15 protein-coding genes are annotated in these 13,885 nt (G+C 65.8%); 9 read left to right on the top strand and 6 right to left on the bottom strand.

The window, feature by feature from the left end; all coding sequences use genetic code 11:
• Positions 1-212: 212 nt before the first annotated feature.
• The 5 genes from sucB (at position 213) to lipA (ending at position 5,759) form a co-directional block, all read left to right on the top strand.
• The gene (sucB, locus tag AB0H00_RS28635) at positions 213-1,937 is read left to right on the top strand and encodes a 2-oxoglutarate dehydrogenase, E2 component, dihydrolipoamide succinyltransferase (RefSeq protein WP_357272349.1); all 1,725 of its coding nucleotides are present in this window, start codon (positions 213-215) and stop codon (positions 1,935-1,937) included.
• A 16-nt stretch (positions 1,938-1,953) separates the two neighbouring features.
• Positions 1,954-2,868, top strand: coding sequence for a TIGR01777 family oxidoreductase (locus AB0H00_RS28630; protein WP_357272347.1), 915 nt, complete (start codon positions 1,954-1,956; stop codon positions 2,866-2,868).
• On the top strand, positions 2,865-3,425 hold the full coding sequence (locus AB0H00_RS28625; protein ID WP_357272345.1) for an N-acetyltransferase family protein: 561 nt from the start codon (positions 2,865-2,867) through the stop codon (positions 3,423-3,425). The genes AB0H00_RS28630 and AB0H00_RS28625 overlap by 4 nt, the downstream gene beginning before the upstream one ends.
• 461 nt (positions 3,426-3,886) lie before the next feature.
• Positions 3,887-4,633, top strand: a complete 747-nt coding sequence (gene lipB / locus AB0H00_RS28620; protein ID WP_357272343.1) for a lipoyl(octanoyl) transferase LipB — start codon at positions 3,887-3,889, stop codon at positions 4,631-4,633.
• 91 nt (positions 4,634-4,724) lie between these two features.
• Positions 4,725-5,759 (top strand): lipoyl synthase, encoded by a 1,035-nt coding sequence (gene lipA / locus AB0H00_RS28615; RefSeq protein ID WP_357272426.1) that lies wholly within the window; start codon positions 4,725-4,727, stop codon positions 5,757-5,759.
• Positions 5,760-5,783: 24 nt separating this feature from the next.
• Here the strand turns inward: lipA and AB0H00_RS28610 are convergent, their stop codons facing one another.
• The 4 genes from AB0H00_RS28610 to AB0H00_RS28595 all read right to left on the bottom strand — a co-directional run bounded on the left by AB0H00_RS28610 (position 5,784) and on the right by AB0H00_RS28595 (position 8,450).
• Complete coding sequence (locus AB0H00_RS28610; protein WP_357272341.1) at positions 5,784-6,521, bottom strand: hypothetical protein; 738 nt, start codon at positions 6,519-6,521, stop codon at positions 5,784-5,786.
• Positions 6,522-6,619: 98 nt separating this feature from the next.
• Positions 6,620-7,513 (bottom strand): hypothetical protein, encoded by an 894-nt coding sequence (locus AB0H00_RS28605; protein WP_357272339.1) that lies wholly within the window; start codon positions 7,511-7,513, stop codon positions 6,620-6,622.
• A complete protein-coding gene (locus tag AB0H00_RS28600; RefSeq protein ID WP_357272337.1) occupies positions 7,510-7,857 on the bottom strand; it encodes a hypothetical protein in 348 nt (115 codons plus the stop codon). Before AB0H00_RS28600 ends, AB0H00_RS28605 begins: the two co-directional genes overlap by 4 nt.
• A 2-nt stretch (positions 7,858-7,859) precedes the next feature.
• The gene (locus AB0H00_RS28595; protein WP_357272335.1) at positions 7,860-8,450 is read right to left on the bottom strand and encodes a YbaB/EbfC family nucleoid-associated protein; all 591 of its coding nucleotides are present in this window, start codon (positions 8,448-8,450) and stop codon (positions 7,860-7,862) included.
• 296 nt (positions 8,451-8,746) lie between these two features.
• On the opposite strand from AB0H00_RS28595, the gene AB0H00_RS28590 reads away from it, so the two are divergent.
• The gene (locus tag AB0H00_RS28590; protein WP_357272333.1) at positions 8,747-10,180 is read left to right on the top strand and encodes a DUF234 domain-containing protein; all 1,434 of its coding nucleotides are present in this window, start codon (positions 8,747-8,749) and stop codon (positions 10,178-10,180) included.
• 362 nt (positions 10,181-10,542) lie between these two features.
• Here the strand turns inward: AB0H00_RS28590 and AB0H00_RS28585 are convergent, their stop codons facing one another.
• Positions 10,543-11,766, bottom strand: coding sequence for a helix-turn-helix transcriptional regulator (locus tag AB0H00_RS28585; RefSeq protein WP_357272331.1), 1,224 nt, complete (start codon positions 11,764-11,766; stop codon positions 10,543-10,545).
• Between the two features lie 286 nt (positions 11,767-12,052).
• On the opposite strand from AB0H00_RS28585, the gene AB0H00_RS28580 reads away from it, so the two are divergent.
• From AB0H00_RS28580 to AB0H00_RS28570, 3 genes are all read left to right on the top strand, one after another.
• Positions 12,053-12,262: a hypothetical protein gene (locus AB0H00_RS28580; RefSeq protein WP_357272328.1), complete on the top strand. Its 210-nt coding sequence runs from the start codon at positions 12,053-12,055 to the stop codon at positions 12,260-12,262.
• 6 nt (positions 12,263-12,268) lie between these two features.
• Entirely contained in the window at positions 12,269-12,478 is a 210-nt protein-coding gene (locus AB0H00_RS28575; RefSeq protein ID WP_357272326.1) for a hypothetical protein, read from the top strand.
• A 324-nt stretch (positions 12,479-12,802) separates the two neighbouring features.
• Positions 12,803-13,231, top strand: a complete 429-nt coding sequence (locus AB0H00_RS28570; protein WP_357272324.1) for a DNA-directed RNA polymerase subunit beta — start codon at positions 12,803-12,805, stop codon at positions 13,229-13,231.
• Positions 13,232-13,303: 72 nt separating this feature from the next.
• Here the strand turns inward: AB0H00_RS28570 and AB0H00_RS28565 are convergent.
• Positions 13,304-13,885, bottom strand: a 582-nt coding sequence (locus AB0H00_RS28565) for a hypothetical protein (RefSeq protein ID WP_357272322.1), incomplete at its 5' end; no start/stop codon positions are given.

Raw genomic sequence — 13,885 nt, 5'->3', positions numbered from 1 at the left:
TCCCATAGTGCCAGCTCCGTACAGTTGGCTGCCCTCCGCTACGCAGCTCGCGGACGAATGCAAGGATGGACCGCGGTACAAGAACCACACAGATCTCCGGTGCCGCCACAATGATCGGTGGCTGTCGGATGCACGACGCGACCCGCGACGGGCGTCCGCAGTGAGATCAAGCTGTTGTAGAACCCGTCGAGCAGTCAGAGGAGTCAACGGACATGGCCTTCTCCGTCCAGATGCCCGCTCTTGGTGAGAGCGTCACCGAGGGAACGGTGACCAGGTGGCTGAAGCAGGAAGGAGACACGGTCGAGGTCGACGAGCCGCTGCTCGAGGTCTCCACCGACAAGGTCGACACCGAAATCCCGTCCCCCACGGCGGGCGTGCTGTCGAAGATCGTCGCCCAGGAAGACGATGTGGTCGAGGTCGGCGGTGAACTCGGCGTCATCAGTGAGCCCGGTGAGGCGGCTTCGTCCGCTCCCGCTCCGGAGGCCGCGGCCCCCGCCCCCGCGCAGGAGGCGCCTGCCCCGGAACCCCAGCCCGCCCCTGCCGCCCAGGAGCCGGCCCCCGCCGCCCAGGCCGCACCCGCGTCGTCCGGTGATGGCACCCCGGTCAAGATGCCGGAACTCGGCGAGTCGGTCACCGAGGGCACCGTCACCCGCTGGCTGAAGGCGGTCGGTGATGAAATCGCCATCGACGAGCCGCTGCTCGAGGTGTCGACCGACAAGGTCGACACCGAGATCCCCTCCCCCGTCGCGGGCACCCTGCTGGAGATCACCGCGCAGGAAGACGATGTCGTCCCGGTCGGTGCCCAGCTCGGTGTGATCGGCAGCGGTGCTCCCGCGGCCGCCGCACCTGCGCCCGCTCCGGCTCCTGCGCCCGCTCCGGCTCCGGCGCCCGCTCCGGCTCCGGCGCCCACTCCGGCTCCGGCGCCGGCGCCCGCCCCGGCTGCCGCCGCTCCGGCACCTGCTCCGGCTCCGGCACCTGCCCCAGCGTCCGACAACGGCGCAACCCCGTACGTCACCCCGCTGGTCCGCAAGTTGGCCGAGGAGAACAACGTCGACCTGGCCACGATCACCGGTTCCGGTGTCGGCGGCCGGATCCGCAAGCAGGATGTGCTCGCCGCCGCGGAGGCCAAGAAGGCACCGGCTCCGGCCGCGCCCGCCCCGGCTGCGGCCAAGACTCCATCGGCCCCCGCCGCGGCGCGCCCGCAGCTGGCTCACCTGCGCGGCACCGTGCAGAAGGCGAACCGCATTCGCCAGATCACCGCGACCAAGACACGTGAGTCGCTGCAGACCACCGCGCAGCTGACCCAGGTGCACGAGGCCGATGTCACCAAGGTCGCCGCGCTGCGTAGCCAGGCCAAGGCGTCGTTCAAGAACCGCGAGGGCGTCAACCTGACGTTCCTGCCGTTCTTCGCCAAGGCCGTTGTCGAGGCGCTCGGCGTGCACCCGAACGTCAACGCCAGCTACGACGAGTCCAGCAAGGAGATCACCTACCACGCGTCGGTGCACCTCGGCATCGCCGTCGACACCGACCAGGGCCTGCTGTCCCCGGTGATCCACAACGCGAGCGACCTGTCGCTGGCGGGCCTGGCGCGCGCCATCGCCGATATCGCGAACCGTGCCCGCACCGGCGGACTCAAGCCCGATGAGCTGGCCGGCGGCACCTTCACCATCACCAACATCGGCAGCCAGGGCGCGCTGTTCGACACCCCGATCCTGGTTCCGCCGCAGGCGGCCATGCTCGGCACAGGTGCGATCGTCAAGCGGCCGGTCGTCGTGACCGACGAGACCGGCAACGAGTCCATCGGCGTCCGCTCGATGTGCTACCTGCCGCTCACCTACGACCACCGCCTGATCGACGGCGCCGACGCCGGTCGCTTCCTGACCACGATCCGGCATCGGCTCGAGGAAGCGGCGTTCGAGGCCGACCTCGGCCTGTAAGGAAGCTCCGGCACGTATGAAGGTCGTGATCGCCGGCTCGTCCGGGCTGATCGGGACAGCGCTCGTCGCGGCTCTGCGCCGCGACGGGCACGACGTCGCCCGACTGGTGCGCAGAAAGGCCGCGGGCCCGGACGAATTCGCCTGGGACCCGGCCCGCGCCGACCTGAACGAGCGAGCGCTGCGCGGCGCCGACGCGGTGGTCAACCTGTGCGGCGCGAACGTAGGAAGCCGCCGCTGGACCGGCAGTTTCAAACAAGAACTGCGCGACAGCAGGATCACCCCCACCGACGTGCTGGCGAACGCGGTCGTCGCCGCCGGTGTTCCGGTACTGCTGAACGCCAGCGGCGTGCACTACTACGGCGGCGACACCGGACATCGCGTGGTAGACGAAACCGCCTCCGCTGGTACGGGCTTCCTCGCCACCCTGTGCCGGGATTGGGAAGCCGCGACCGAGCCCGCCACCAGCGCAGGTGTTCGCACCGTCCTGCTGCGCAGCGCCGTCGTGCTGTCCCGCACCGGCGGTCTGCTCAGCATGCTGCGACCGCTGTACGCGCTCGGTCTCGGCGGGCGGATCGGCAGCGGTCGCCAGTACACACCGTGGATCTCGATGGCCGACGAGATCGGCGCGATCGTCTTCGCGCTCGGCGATGACGCGATGTCCGGGCCGGTCAACGTGGTCGGCCCCGCACCGGTCACCAACGCCGAGTTCAACCGCGCGCTCGGGCGGGCACTGCACCGTCCCACTCCGTTCGCGGTGCCCGCGTTCGTGCTGCGTACGCTGATCGGCGAGTTCGCGCAGGAGGCAATCCTGCACGGCCCGAGAGCGATTCCCACGGCCCTCGAGGAGGCTGGCTACCAGTTCCGGCACCCCACCATCGGCGCAGCGCTCGCGGCCGCGGTGGGGCGCCCCGGCCCCGGAGCAGCCCGATGACCGACCGACTCGACACCAGACCCGCCACCGTCATCCGCGATGCGAGTCCCACCGACCTGCCTGCGATCCTCATCATCCACAACGCGAACATCGCCGCCTCCACCGCGATCTGGGACACCGAGCAGGTCGGCCTGGACGAGCGCGCCACGTGGTTCCGTGCTCGCACCGGGGCGGGGCTGCCCGTGCTGGTCGCCGAGGTCGACGGCGAGCTGGCGGGTTACGCGAGCTATGGCCCGTGGCGCACCAAGTCGGGGTACCGCTTCACCGTGGAGAATTCGGTTTACGTCGATGAGCGGTTCCACCGCCGAGGTATCGCCAGCGCCCTGCTCACCGAGCTCGTCGAGCGCGCGCGGCGCGGCGGGACCGTGCACGCGATGATCGCCGCGATCGAATCCAGCAATGCCGGGTCGATCCTGTTGCACGAGCGCTTCGGATTCCGCACCGTCGGTGTGCTGCCCCAGGTCGGCCGCAAGTTCGGGCGGTGGATGGATTTGACGCTCATGCAGCTGACGCTGCCGGTGGACGTCGACCGAGCCGCTGCCGGTCATCCCTCTTGATGCGACCCCGATGAGGGGGCGTCGCACTGCTCGCCGCTCGTCACACAGGCACTGTGCACACCATGGTGAGGCCATCGAATCGAGCAATCCCGGGTCCATCCTGTCGCAGGACAGCTTCGGAGTCTGCCGGGGTCTGGGCGGGGGGCGGAATTGACGCTCATGCGGCCGGTCGACGTCGACTGAGCTGTCCGGCATCCCTCGACACGAGTGCGACGAATTGCGCCGCACCGCTCCGCGACCGCACCCTTCGAGCGCATTTCACAACCCGATGCGACCGCGATGACGATGCCGCCGCCCTCCCCATGGCAGCACCGTCGCCGCGTTCATATTGTTCATCGCGCCGAGCGGGTGACCAACCTCCGAATCAACCCAGCTCTTCTCCGGCAAATCTGATCACCTTGTGGCGCTTCCCACATCGAGGTGCTGGAATCGGACATCCTCCTGGGCGTACCGTCATGGCTGTGAACGACACGCGCACCACCCGGTCCGCCCGATTCGATTCGACCCCGATCGTGGTCGAGGATCTCGGACTCATCGACTACCACACCGCCTGGGACCTGCAGCGCACCATCGCCACGGAGCGGGCCGAGGGCAACGGATCCGATCATCTGCTGCTCCTCGAACACCCCTCGGTGTACACGGCGGGCCGCCGGACCGAGGCCGACGATCTGCCGATCGACGGCAGCCCCGTTGTCGAGGTCGACCGCGGCGGCAAGATCACTTGGCACGGCCCCGGCCAGCTCGTCGGCTACCCGATCGTGCGTCTGGCCGAGCCGGTCGATGTAGTGAACTACGTGCGCCGCCTCGAGGAGGCGCTGATCACCGTCTGCACCGGCCTCGGCCTCACCTGCGGCCGGGTCGAGGGCCGCTCCGGCGTCTGGTTGCCCGCGACCGAGCTGTACGCCGAACGCAAGATCGCCGCCATCGGTGTGCGTGTACAGCGCGGCGTAGCCCTGCACGGCCTCTCGTTCAACTGCAACTCGGCGATGGACGGCTTCCAGGCCATCGTCCCCTGCGGTATCCGCGACGCGGGCGTCACCACACTGACCCGCGAACTCGACTGCGAGGTGACCGTCGCCGAGATGAAGCCGTTGGTGATCGACGCGGTCATCCGCGCCCTCGACGGCGAACTCCCGGTAACCGATCGCACTATCGCCCGTGTCACACCGGGGAAGACTGCCCCGCAGCAGCCGACCACGACGGCGTAAGGTCGCTGAAGTGACCTCAGTCGACACCCCGACACCACACAACGCCGCTGCGGCCGAACCTGCTGCGACACCCTCGCGGCCCTCCGCGGCTATGGAAGCTACCGCCTCCGGGCCCGAGGCTCGTGCAGCGAACGGCCGCAAACTTCTGCGCATCGAAGTCCGCAACGCGGAGACCCCGATCGAGCGGAAGCCCAAGTGGATTCGTACCCGCGCCACCATGGGTCCCGAGTACTCCGAACTCAAGGGCCTGGTGAAACGCGAAGGCCTGCACACGGTGTGCGAAGAAGCAGGCTGCCCCAACATCTTCGAATGCTGGGAAGACCGCGAGGCCACCTTTCTCATCGGCGGCGAACAATGCACCCGCCGATGCGACTTCTGCCAGATCGACACCGGCAAACCCGCCGCACTCGACCGCGACGAACCGCGCCGAGTCGCCGAGAGCGTCCAGGCCATGGGCTTGCGCTACTCCACCATCACCGGCGTGGCCCGCGACGATCTGGAAGATGGCGGCGCCTGGCTCTACGCCGAAACCGTCCGTGCCATCAAGGCTTTGAACCCGAATACAGGTGTCGAACTCCTCATCCCAGACTTCAACGCCGACCCCGACCAGCTGGCCGAGGTGTTCTCCACGCGCCCAGAAGTGCTGGCCCACAACCTCGAGACCGTGCCTCGCATCTTCAAGCGCATCCGGCCCGCGTTCCGGTACGAGCGCTCTCTGGCGGTTCTGAGCGCGGCTCGCGAGGGCGGGTTGGTGACCAAGTCCAACCTGATCCTCGGCATGGGCGAGACTCCGGAGGAAGTCACCCAGGCCATGCGCGACCTGCACGAAGCAGGCTGCGACATCCTCACCATCACCCAATACCTGCGGCCCTCTCCCCGCCACCATCCGGTCGACCGCTGGGTGAAGCCGGAGGAGTTCGTGGAGCACTCGAAGATGGCCGAGGAGATCGGTTTCGCGGGGGTGATGGCCGGGCCGCTGGTCCGCTCCTCCTACCGTGCGGGCCGGTTGTACGCCCAGGCGATGGCCCACCACGGCCGCGAAATCGCCCCAGAAATGGCGCATTTGGCGGAGGAGGGAACGGCGTCGCAAGAAGCCAGCTCCGTCCTCGCCCGTTTCGGCAGCTGACGCCGCCGAGTCGAGTGCCGCTGATCAGTTGAGGATCTTCTGCACCGCAGTGAACGCCATCAGCCCGAAGAAGCCGACAAGCGCGGCGCTGATGAGCCAGGTGAACCGCATCCAGTTCAAGCCTGGCCATCGCGGTGGTTTCGGGCCGATCGCACCTGGCCACATGCGCAGCGCAGGGGGCCGATAATAGACGGGTGTTCGGCGCCCGTCAGTTACCGGAACAACAGTGTCGGCGAATCCGATGTCGAACGCCCAGCCACTCATGAAGTTCCGGAAGAACCAGCGGGTCTTCCCCGTGCAGACCTCTATGTGGTGTAAGCCGGGGGCTACAGGGACCTGGGTCGTGCCCCAGGAGACATCTGGTACTTCGATGCCGTCTACGAAGATTCGCGGCTTAGTTGTCGCGTACAAGTACACAGCCATCCACCATCGGTAGTACGAGGCGTCGATGACGATCCCCGTCTCCCCCGGCTCCGGATGGTAGGCGTCCACTGGGTCGTTTGCGGTGCCATATTTCAGCAAAAACCCGTGTGGGCCTACGGTATTCGGCTGCGGCGTTACATAGGAGGCGGCCGCTTCGCCCGAAGGGGACGCCGACGATCCGTACAGGTTCGGCTGAAAGGTGTTGGGCGTCAGGCCACCAGGCGGCACATAAGGCTGCGGGGTTGGAGCGCCGACGCCTCCCGGGCCGGGCTGCGACAGCGCGAAAGGGATGCCTCCGGGCGCCCCGGGATATTGCCCCGGCACATGCTGTTTATCCACGATCGGTTTTCCCTTCGAGTCTGTGAAGGCTGTTTGCGCGAGTCTGCGATGACTGTTCGCGAGACATGGCCGCGAACAGTCATACGCCGAAGCACGCGCTACGCGGGCTGTTGTTCTTCCGGGCCGAGCAGGGCGGAAATAACGGCGGTAACCGCCCCGGTGAGCGTGTTCAAGTCCGTGAAGGCGTCTGCCATATCGCGCAGCAGCATCGAGATTTTCAAGCCGTCACGGGCAAATCTCGCCAGCACCGAATAGATGACATGCGGAGTCGCGGCAAGAGCTGTCACTGTCAATTCGAAGGTGTATCCGATCAGCGCACCGGCGAGGCTGGTCAGGATGTCCTGCACAAGCTTGCGGTAGACCGCGACGATCTCCGATGCGGTCTTCATGGTGGCGCCGAGGCTAGCGGCCACACCGCCCGCTGCGAGAACCTTGTCGGTCAGCTCCGCAGCCCGATTCCGGTAGGAGTCTCCCGCGCTACCGGTCCATGTCGCTATGTCTCGCTCGAGCCCCGTTTTCCACGTGCCGCTCATGTCGGTCAGGGCTTTGGAGATATTCATCCAGGTATCGGAGTAACCCTTGACCATCTCGCCGTTTCCGGCGAGTCCGTCGAGTATCTTGCGGTAGTACTCGGCGTGGGTGAGCATCCACCCTGCGATCTGATCTCCCACGAATCCGAACGGGTCCCCGGGCACATCCTTCAAGGTCACACCGAGGGCGATGCCACCGGTAATCGCATTGAGCGTGTCGCCCTTCCGCAGGTTCGAGTATGTCTCCCAGGCATCACCAGCAATGGTGCCTTTGACAACCCCGGGGACACCTGTCTCGTTGTCCTTTGCGAGACCGACGTTCGACAGGAAGAAGACGTCCTCCTGGAAGTACTCTTCGCGGTAGTCGGTGTGCTCGGCAATCAGCGGGTTGTTCTTCGGCTTGGGCCGGTCGTCGAAACCAGGAGTGTTCTCGTTGAGCCAGTTACCGATCCCCGTGCTCACTTCGGACCTTTCTGTGCGTCGCCGATGGTCTGCAGCAGCTCGGTCAGCGACTTACCGAAGGAGCCGTCCTTGTCTTCGAATGTCGTTGCGACAGTGCGCAGTTTGTCCGGCAACACCGCCACGTCCTCGGCCAGCTTGCGGATCACGTCGATGGTGTTGCGGTGATTGTCGTCCAATACCAGCTTCACCCACGGACGCGGTATCTCCCCGTAACCGTCGTCCGCGGCACCCAGGTAGGTGGCCGCCTCGAGCGACAAGGTCAAACTCTTCATAAGCTCTTGCACTTTCGCGGCATGATCGCGCACTTCCTCGGGATCCACCGAGAACGCTTCAGGATTGGTCACGATTACACCAGCCACGACTTCCGGTAGTACTCCTCGTCGGGATCCGGCTCATCCGGGGTGACGATCTGATCGCGGTTGGGTTTACGGCTGCGCGCCGTCGGGGTCGACCCACCCGACGCAGACGAGGCGGGGCCAGGCTGCGGCGAGGATTGCGCGGGCGGCACCGGCGGCGGAGCATACGAGGGCGGCGGCGCAGAGTACTCCTGCGGCGTGGTCTCGGTCGGCTCGGGATCCGGAAACTGCTTGGCGAATCGCTCGATGATCGCCGCGCCTGCCGCATCGTCGCCCACCGTGTCCTGCACCATCTCGGTCACCTGCGCGCGCAGCTTGGCCTGCGCCCTCCGCAGACAGGACATGATCTCCGCGGAGACCACCCCAGGATCCATTCCCCGCGTGCTCGCCGACAGGTTGATGGCGGTGGGTACGCCATTGCCGTCGACGGTGACACTGACCCGCCCACCGCTGCTCGACTCGGTGGCCGCGAGCGCCGTCATCCGGCCCTGCAAGTCCTGAAACCGGTTCGCCTGACGCTCGAAATCAGCTGCCATCTGCGCGAAGTCCTCCACCGCACGGCTCGGATCGAATCCCGCCATCAACACTCCTTCGTTCGTGACTCTCCTAGGCCGACCGAGCCGATGAGCACGCCGCTGCGCAGACCCGATCCGCGTCACCGCTTGCAGTCATCGACCTACCCATCACTGACGCGACAGCGTCCGGATCGGTTCCCATGAATGCGATATTCGTGGGAACCGCAGGGGGCGACGCGATTGCAGAGGGGTCGCGCCGGCCACACCTCTCTCTGGCGCCACCTCTTCCGATTCAGCTCGCACAGCTTCTAGCGAACTAAGATTGCAACTTAGTAAGTTAATGCCTTACCTTAGGAGTCCGCATGGAATTCACCGGACGAGCCACCGACCTGGACCTGCTCGGTCGTCAGCTGAGCTCGGTGATCGACGCCACCGGCAGCACCTGCGGGCGTGCGGTCATCGTGACCGGTCGCCGACGCGTCGGAAAATCGCGGCTCGTCCAGGAGTTCTGCGATCGGTCGGACCGCGGCTATGTCGTCTTCCAGGCGACCCGCGGCCGCAATCCAATCGCTGAGCGGGAGGAATTCACCGCCACGATCGCTCAGTCCAGCCTCGGAGGCGGAGACCTGATCAGTGGGTTTCAGGCCGGCGACTGGAATCAAGCCCTGCGATCTCTCGCGATCGCCGTGCCGGATGACAAGCCATGCATCGCGGTCATCGACGAGGTGCCGTGGCTGGTCGAACAGGATCCGGAGTTCGAAGGCGCGTTGCAGACGGTATGGGATCGCTACCTCTCGGCCAAACCGGTCCTTCTATTGCTGGTCGGCAGCGATATCTCGGTCATGGAGGCCCTCGGATCGCGCGATCGACCGTTCTACGGGCGCGCTACGAAAATGACCGTCGAACCGCTGCATCTGGCCGATGTGCAATCCATGACCGGCCTCAGCGCCGCCGCCAGCATCGATGCGCTGCTGATCACTGGTGGTTTCCCGGAGATCGTCCAGTCGTGGCGCCCGGGAATGAGCCGGACGGACTTCCTTCGCGACGCAGCGGAGAACCCGCTCGCTTCACTGCTGGTCGCAGGCGAACTATCGCTCCTCGGCGAGTTTCCGGCGGGCATGCGAGCGCGCGCCGTCCTCGAAGCCGTCGGCAGCGGAGAACGGACCTTCAGCACCATCGCCGCACAAGCCGGTGGCGCGAACGCGCTCCCCGCGGGGACCCTCAATCCGCTGCTGAACATGTTGCGAGACAAGCGAATCATCGCCAGCGATCTACCGCTTTCCACGAAACCCGACACCAAGAACAAGCGCTACCGAATCGCCGACTCCTATCTCCGGTTCTGGCTGGCCTTCCTGCAGCGCGGCATTCCGCTCATCGAACGCGGTCGCGGCGATCTCGCGCTGGCCCGCATCGAACGGTCGTGGCACAGCTGGCGCGGACGTGCTATCGAACCGTTGGTCCGGGAATCCCTACTTCGCCTGCTGTCCAACGATCGATGGCCCGAAATCGAAGCGGTCGGCGGATGGTGGAACCGGCAGAACAATCCCGAAATCGACCTGATCGGTGTCGACCGCGAACCCGTGGCCAGCGCGATACATTTCGTCGGTTCCGTCAAGTGGCTCGAAGACCGACCCTTCGACCGCCACGACTACGACGCACTGGCCCGGTCCCTACTCGCGGTGCCCGGCGCCGATCACAGCACCCCCCTGGTAGCCGTTTCTCGATCCGGTATTGCCGAAAGTCTTCCACTCGCAAGGCATTGGGGTCCAGAAGACCTCGTTCGTGCGTGGCTGTGATCGGCGACGCTTATCAATGTGCTCGGCCACGACCGTTCGGAACATCCCTGTTCCGGTGGAAGATTCGAAGGTTCTCGAGCTGATTGAACCTTTGGTGAGGATGCCATGTCGGGGCTGGCAATCACCTCGGCGTAGGGTTGATCGAGGCTCGATCGTCGATAGTGTCGCGTCGCGGGGCTGCGCAGCTGCTGCGCTACCGACTCTGTGGAAGCGCAGCTATGGCCCGCTTTCCCTCGCCGCAGATTCTTGTCCGTTCCGCTGTCGGAACGCGGATGGCAGCTACTGATCGACCGCAAGGCGTCCGCTGGGCGTACGCGATCGGCCGGACCGGAGTCCGTCGAGCCGGTGTGCTGCACACGGCACTACACCCGCGCGGCACGCCTCCCCAAGAACTCACGCACCTCAGGTACCGCGGCATGCGTACGAACGGAGTTGGCAATCGCGTCAATTCGCTGGTGCAGACGCGTGGAGGCGAGGCTGGACATGGTGTCGAAGTTGTCGGCGAGCAGCGAGCACCCGCGGGCGATGTCACCGGCATTGACGAGGTTATGAGCAAGACAGATTTGGAACGCGGCACGCTCCCGGGGCCATGCCGACGAGCTGTCGATTGCGGTTTGCAAGTGGATGGTCGCTGCGGTGTGCTCGCCGAGCTGCAGCTGTGCCCAGCCAATACCACCGACGAATTCAGCCTCGGTCAGGTACACCCAGTCCGGATCATGTCCCCGAGTGGATTCATATGCGCGATATGCCCGGCTGATCGCAGCCGTCATCGCCGTCTTGTCGCCACGCGCTCCGTGGGCTTCAGCTTCGCGGATCGCCATCAATGCGCGCAGCTTCGGGCCGCCGCCACGAAGCGATGCGCGCGATGCGGCCTGCGCATATTGCACGGCCAGAGGATTCCCGGTTTTGTCTTCGCCGGGACCGCTGACCATGAGGCAGCTGGCATTTCCCAAGGCATGAGCCGCCGCAAGTCCGTCACCTGCCGCGTTGGCGGCGTTTGCTGCGTCCGCGTAAAACCGCCGAGCATCGTCGAGACGGCCCGCGTCGTAGTGGACCCACCCTGCGGCAGTCATCATCTCGGCAGCAGCGCTGGTGAGCGCCCGTCCGACTTCCTCGGTGTAAGTCCCGTGGTCGAGGAGCTGCTCGACATAGCGGACTTGGTTAGCGGCCACCCGACACAATCGGTCGCCGCCGACCACCAAGTCGAGTTCGTGGATTTGGTTCACGCTCTCGCTGATGGCGGCCACATCGCTCGCGCCGACTTTCACGCTGGATGCCGACGCGGCTCGAGCCGATACGGTCGGCGACATCATGGCGGCCCCCGCACTCCCTAATGCCCCTGCTCTGAAGAAGTTGCGACGGTCCACATCTGCCTCCTGGTCCGACTCCACTACCAGTATGGCAAGCGGAACCTGAAGTGCACGCGCTACGAGCCGCAGGACGCGAACATCATGGGACGCGGGGCCGCCGCGCTCCAGGCCCGAGACCGCCGGCTGAGAGAAGTTGAGGAGCGCGCCCAGCTCGGTCTGGGTCATTCCGATGGATTTCCTGAGCCGCCGAATGACCTCGCCGGTCGTCATGGACATGTGCAGCGCCCCCCGATTGTTGGCTGATTCCCCTGAGCATCCACCCGAAAACGATTGCCTCGGCAGAATATACGTCCTTTCGTATAGCGAAAACGGAATCCGAAATCTGTGCGCTCACCGAGCCTTTTGCGGGATTTACGTTCGGTCGCGGGTGCCCGGCACCGGGCCGACGCCGCAACCCCTCTGCGGCGCACCGGCCCGCCAGAGTGGCGAGCCGGTGGCGACAGCCCCCGGTGCCGGGCACCGCCAACCAACCGGTGCTCGAAACAGACAGGCGCACGTACCCATGAATTCCCTCGCCGTGTACCAACTCATCGCCCTGTGCGACGCCGCCGCCCACCAGGCGCCGACCCTCCCGTTCACCGTCGATCAAGCCCACGAGGTGATGCGGATCCATGTGGCTTGCGGTGCGAAACACTGTCCCCGCAAGGCGGCAGCACGGCAGGTCTTGATCGACAGCGGACGGATGGTGCCGAGTACGAGCAAGCCACAGTGAAGCTCGATGTCCCGGCTCGAACCACCGAATCCGCGCCGTCTGCACCACATCCGCATCGAATCCGGCGAACTGCGCCTGGACTACCAGGCCGGCGCCGAGCAAGTCGCGAGCGTGGCATACCGACTGGCCCAATGCTTCCCGAAACTCATCGTGACCGTCGACGACGACATCCGCGACGAGTTCCCGCTTCTGCCCTGCGCACGGCTGTGGGACTGACACGCCCCTCGACCACCACGATGCCGGGCAGCGGTATCCAGCGCCCATGCCGCCTCAATCGCGATCCGCCCGCGATCCGCCCGCCATCCGCCCGCGATCCGCCGCGCACCGCCCGCGATCCGGCGTCCACCCCTCACATCACCGATCCCGAACGGTCACAACACCTATGCCGGCTGAACCACAACCTGACCTCGCCTTTCGACATCGACTCGCTGCCGGGCCCTGCCCATCCACCGCCACGGGCCGCCCGTGAATACTCATGACGCCGACCCCACACTTATCCGTTGCTTGCACTATCGACGGGTTTGCGGACTGCCGTGCTTCGTGCACGCCGATACCCGACGCATCACCATGCGCGCCGGTGACCTCGCGGCGGTCACCGTTCCCGAGTGGCTCGGCCGAATGATCCACGACCACCTCGCCGAGCAGTTCTTACTCGGTCCCGTCGTCGCACACGGGTCTCACCGCTGGACCATCCTCGCCCACCCCGACGACACCGACACACTCGCCGCCGACTGCGACACCTTCACCGCATTACTACGCGCAGCCGCGACGATCGTGCCCGACGGCGGCGAAGTAGTCCTGCCCTCCCCCGGCGACGAGAACACCGGATACCGACGATGGGTCGTCGCACCCCGCGACACATTCCGCCCACACATCGGCACCGTCGTGCAATCGATCATCTTCTGTGCAGGCGGCAGCCCGAAACGGCCCATTCACAACCACATTCACGATCCGCGACATCACACGTAGCTACGCCGAGATGGGTCTGAGGACTGCGGGTGGCACTGGCATAGGGGGCCTACCTGCTCGTGTCGAGCCTGATCAGGTAGCAGACAGGCGGAGTTCTCCCGACCAGCTCTCGCATCGGACACCACCGGAATCGAACGTGACCTCCAGCGCGATCCGTCCGGTGGCCGTCTCCTCTTCCTCCCGCACCGCGGTCACAGTCTCGCCGATATGCTCAGCAAATGGTGTCTCACTGACGACCGACGCGACCTCGACTCGGCCGCACTCCGCCATGTCGTAGCCCTCAAAGGGAGCCGACGCCTCGACAACCAGGCACCAGTCCGAACCAGTTGTGACGCGAGTCGAGTCTCCGTCGCTGTCGATCAGCCACACATCCAGCGGCCCGGAGGGATCTTTCGCGCCCTGCGAGTGCCACGACGCCATCACACGTTCCAGACGCCGACCGACCAGATACTCAGGGCGCACACCCGTCCCGTGCAGCGGACACTCGTTCAGCCTCTGCGACTCCACTTTCGCGACCGTACCGTCGAGGGGAAGCTTGACAGCCACATCGGAGTGTGATCTTAGTACTCCAGCTGCACTTCGTGATGTTGCGGGGTAGCCTTTTTCGTTGTGTCGGTGGATGAGGATCTGGCTGCGTGGGTGGCCGGGTTGGAT

This window comes from Nocardia sp. NPDC023852 (assembly GCF_040639505.1).
GTDB lineage: Bacteria > Actinomycetota > Actinomycetes > Mycobacteriales > Mycobacteriaceae > Nocardia.
This window is presented reverse-complemented; position numbering and strand designations above follow the sequence as displayed.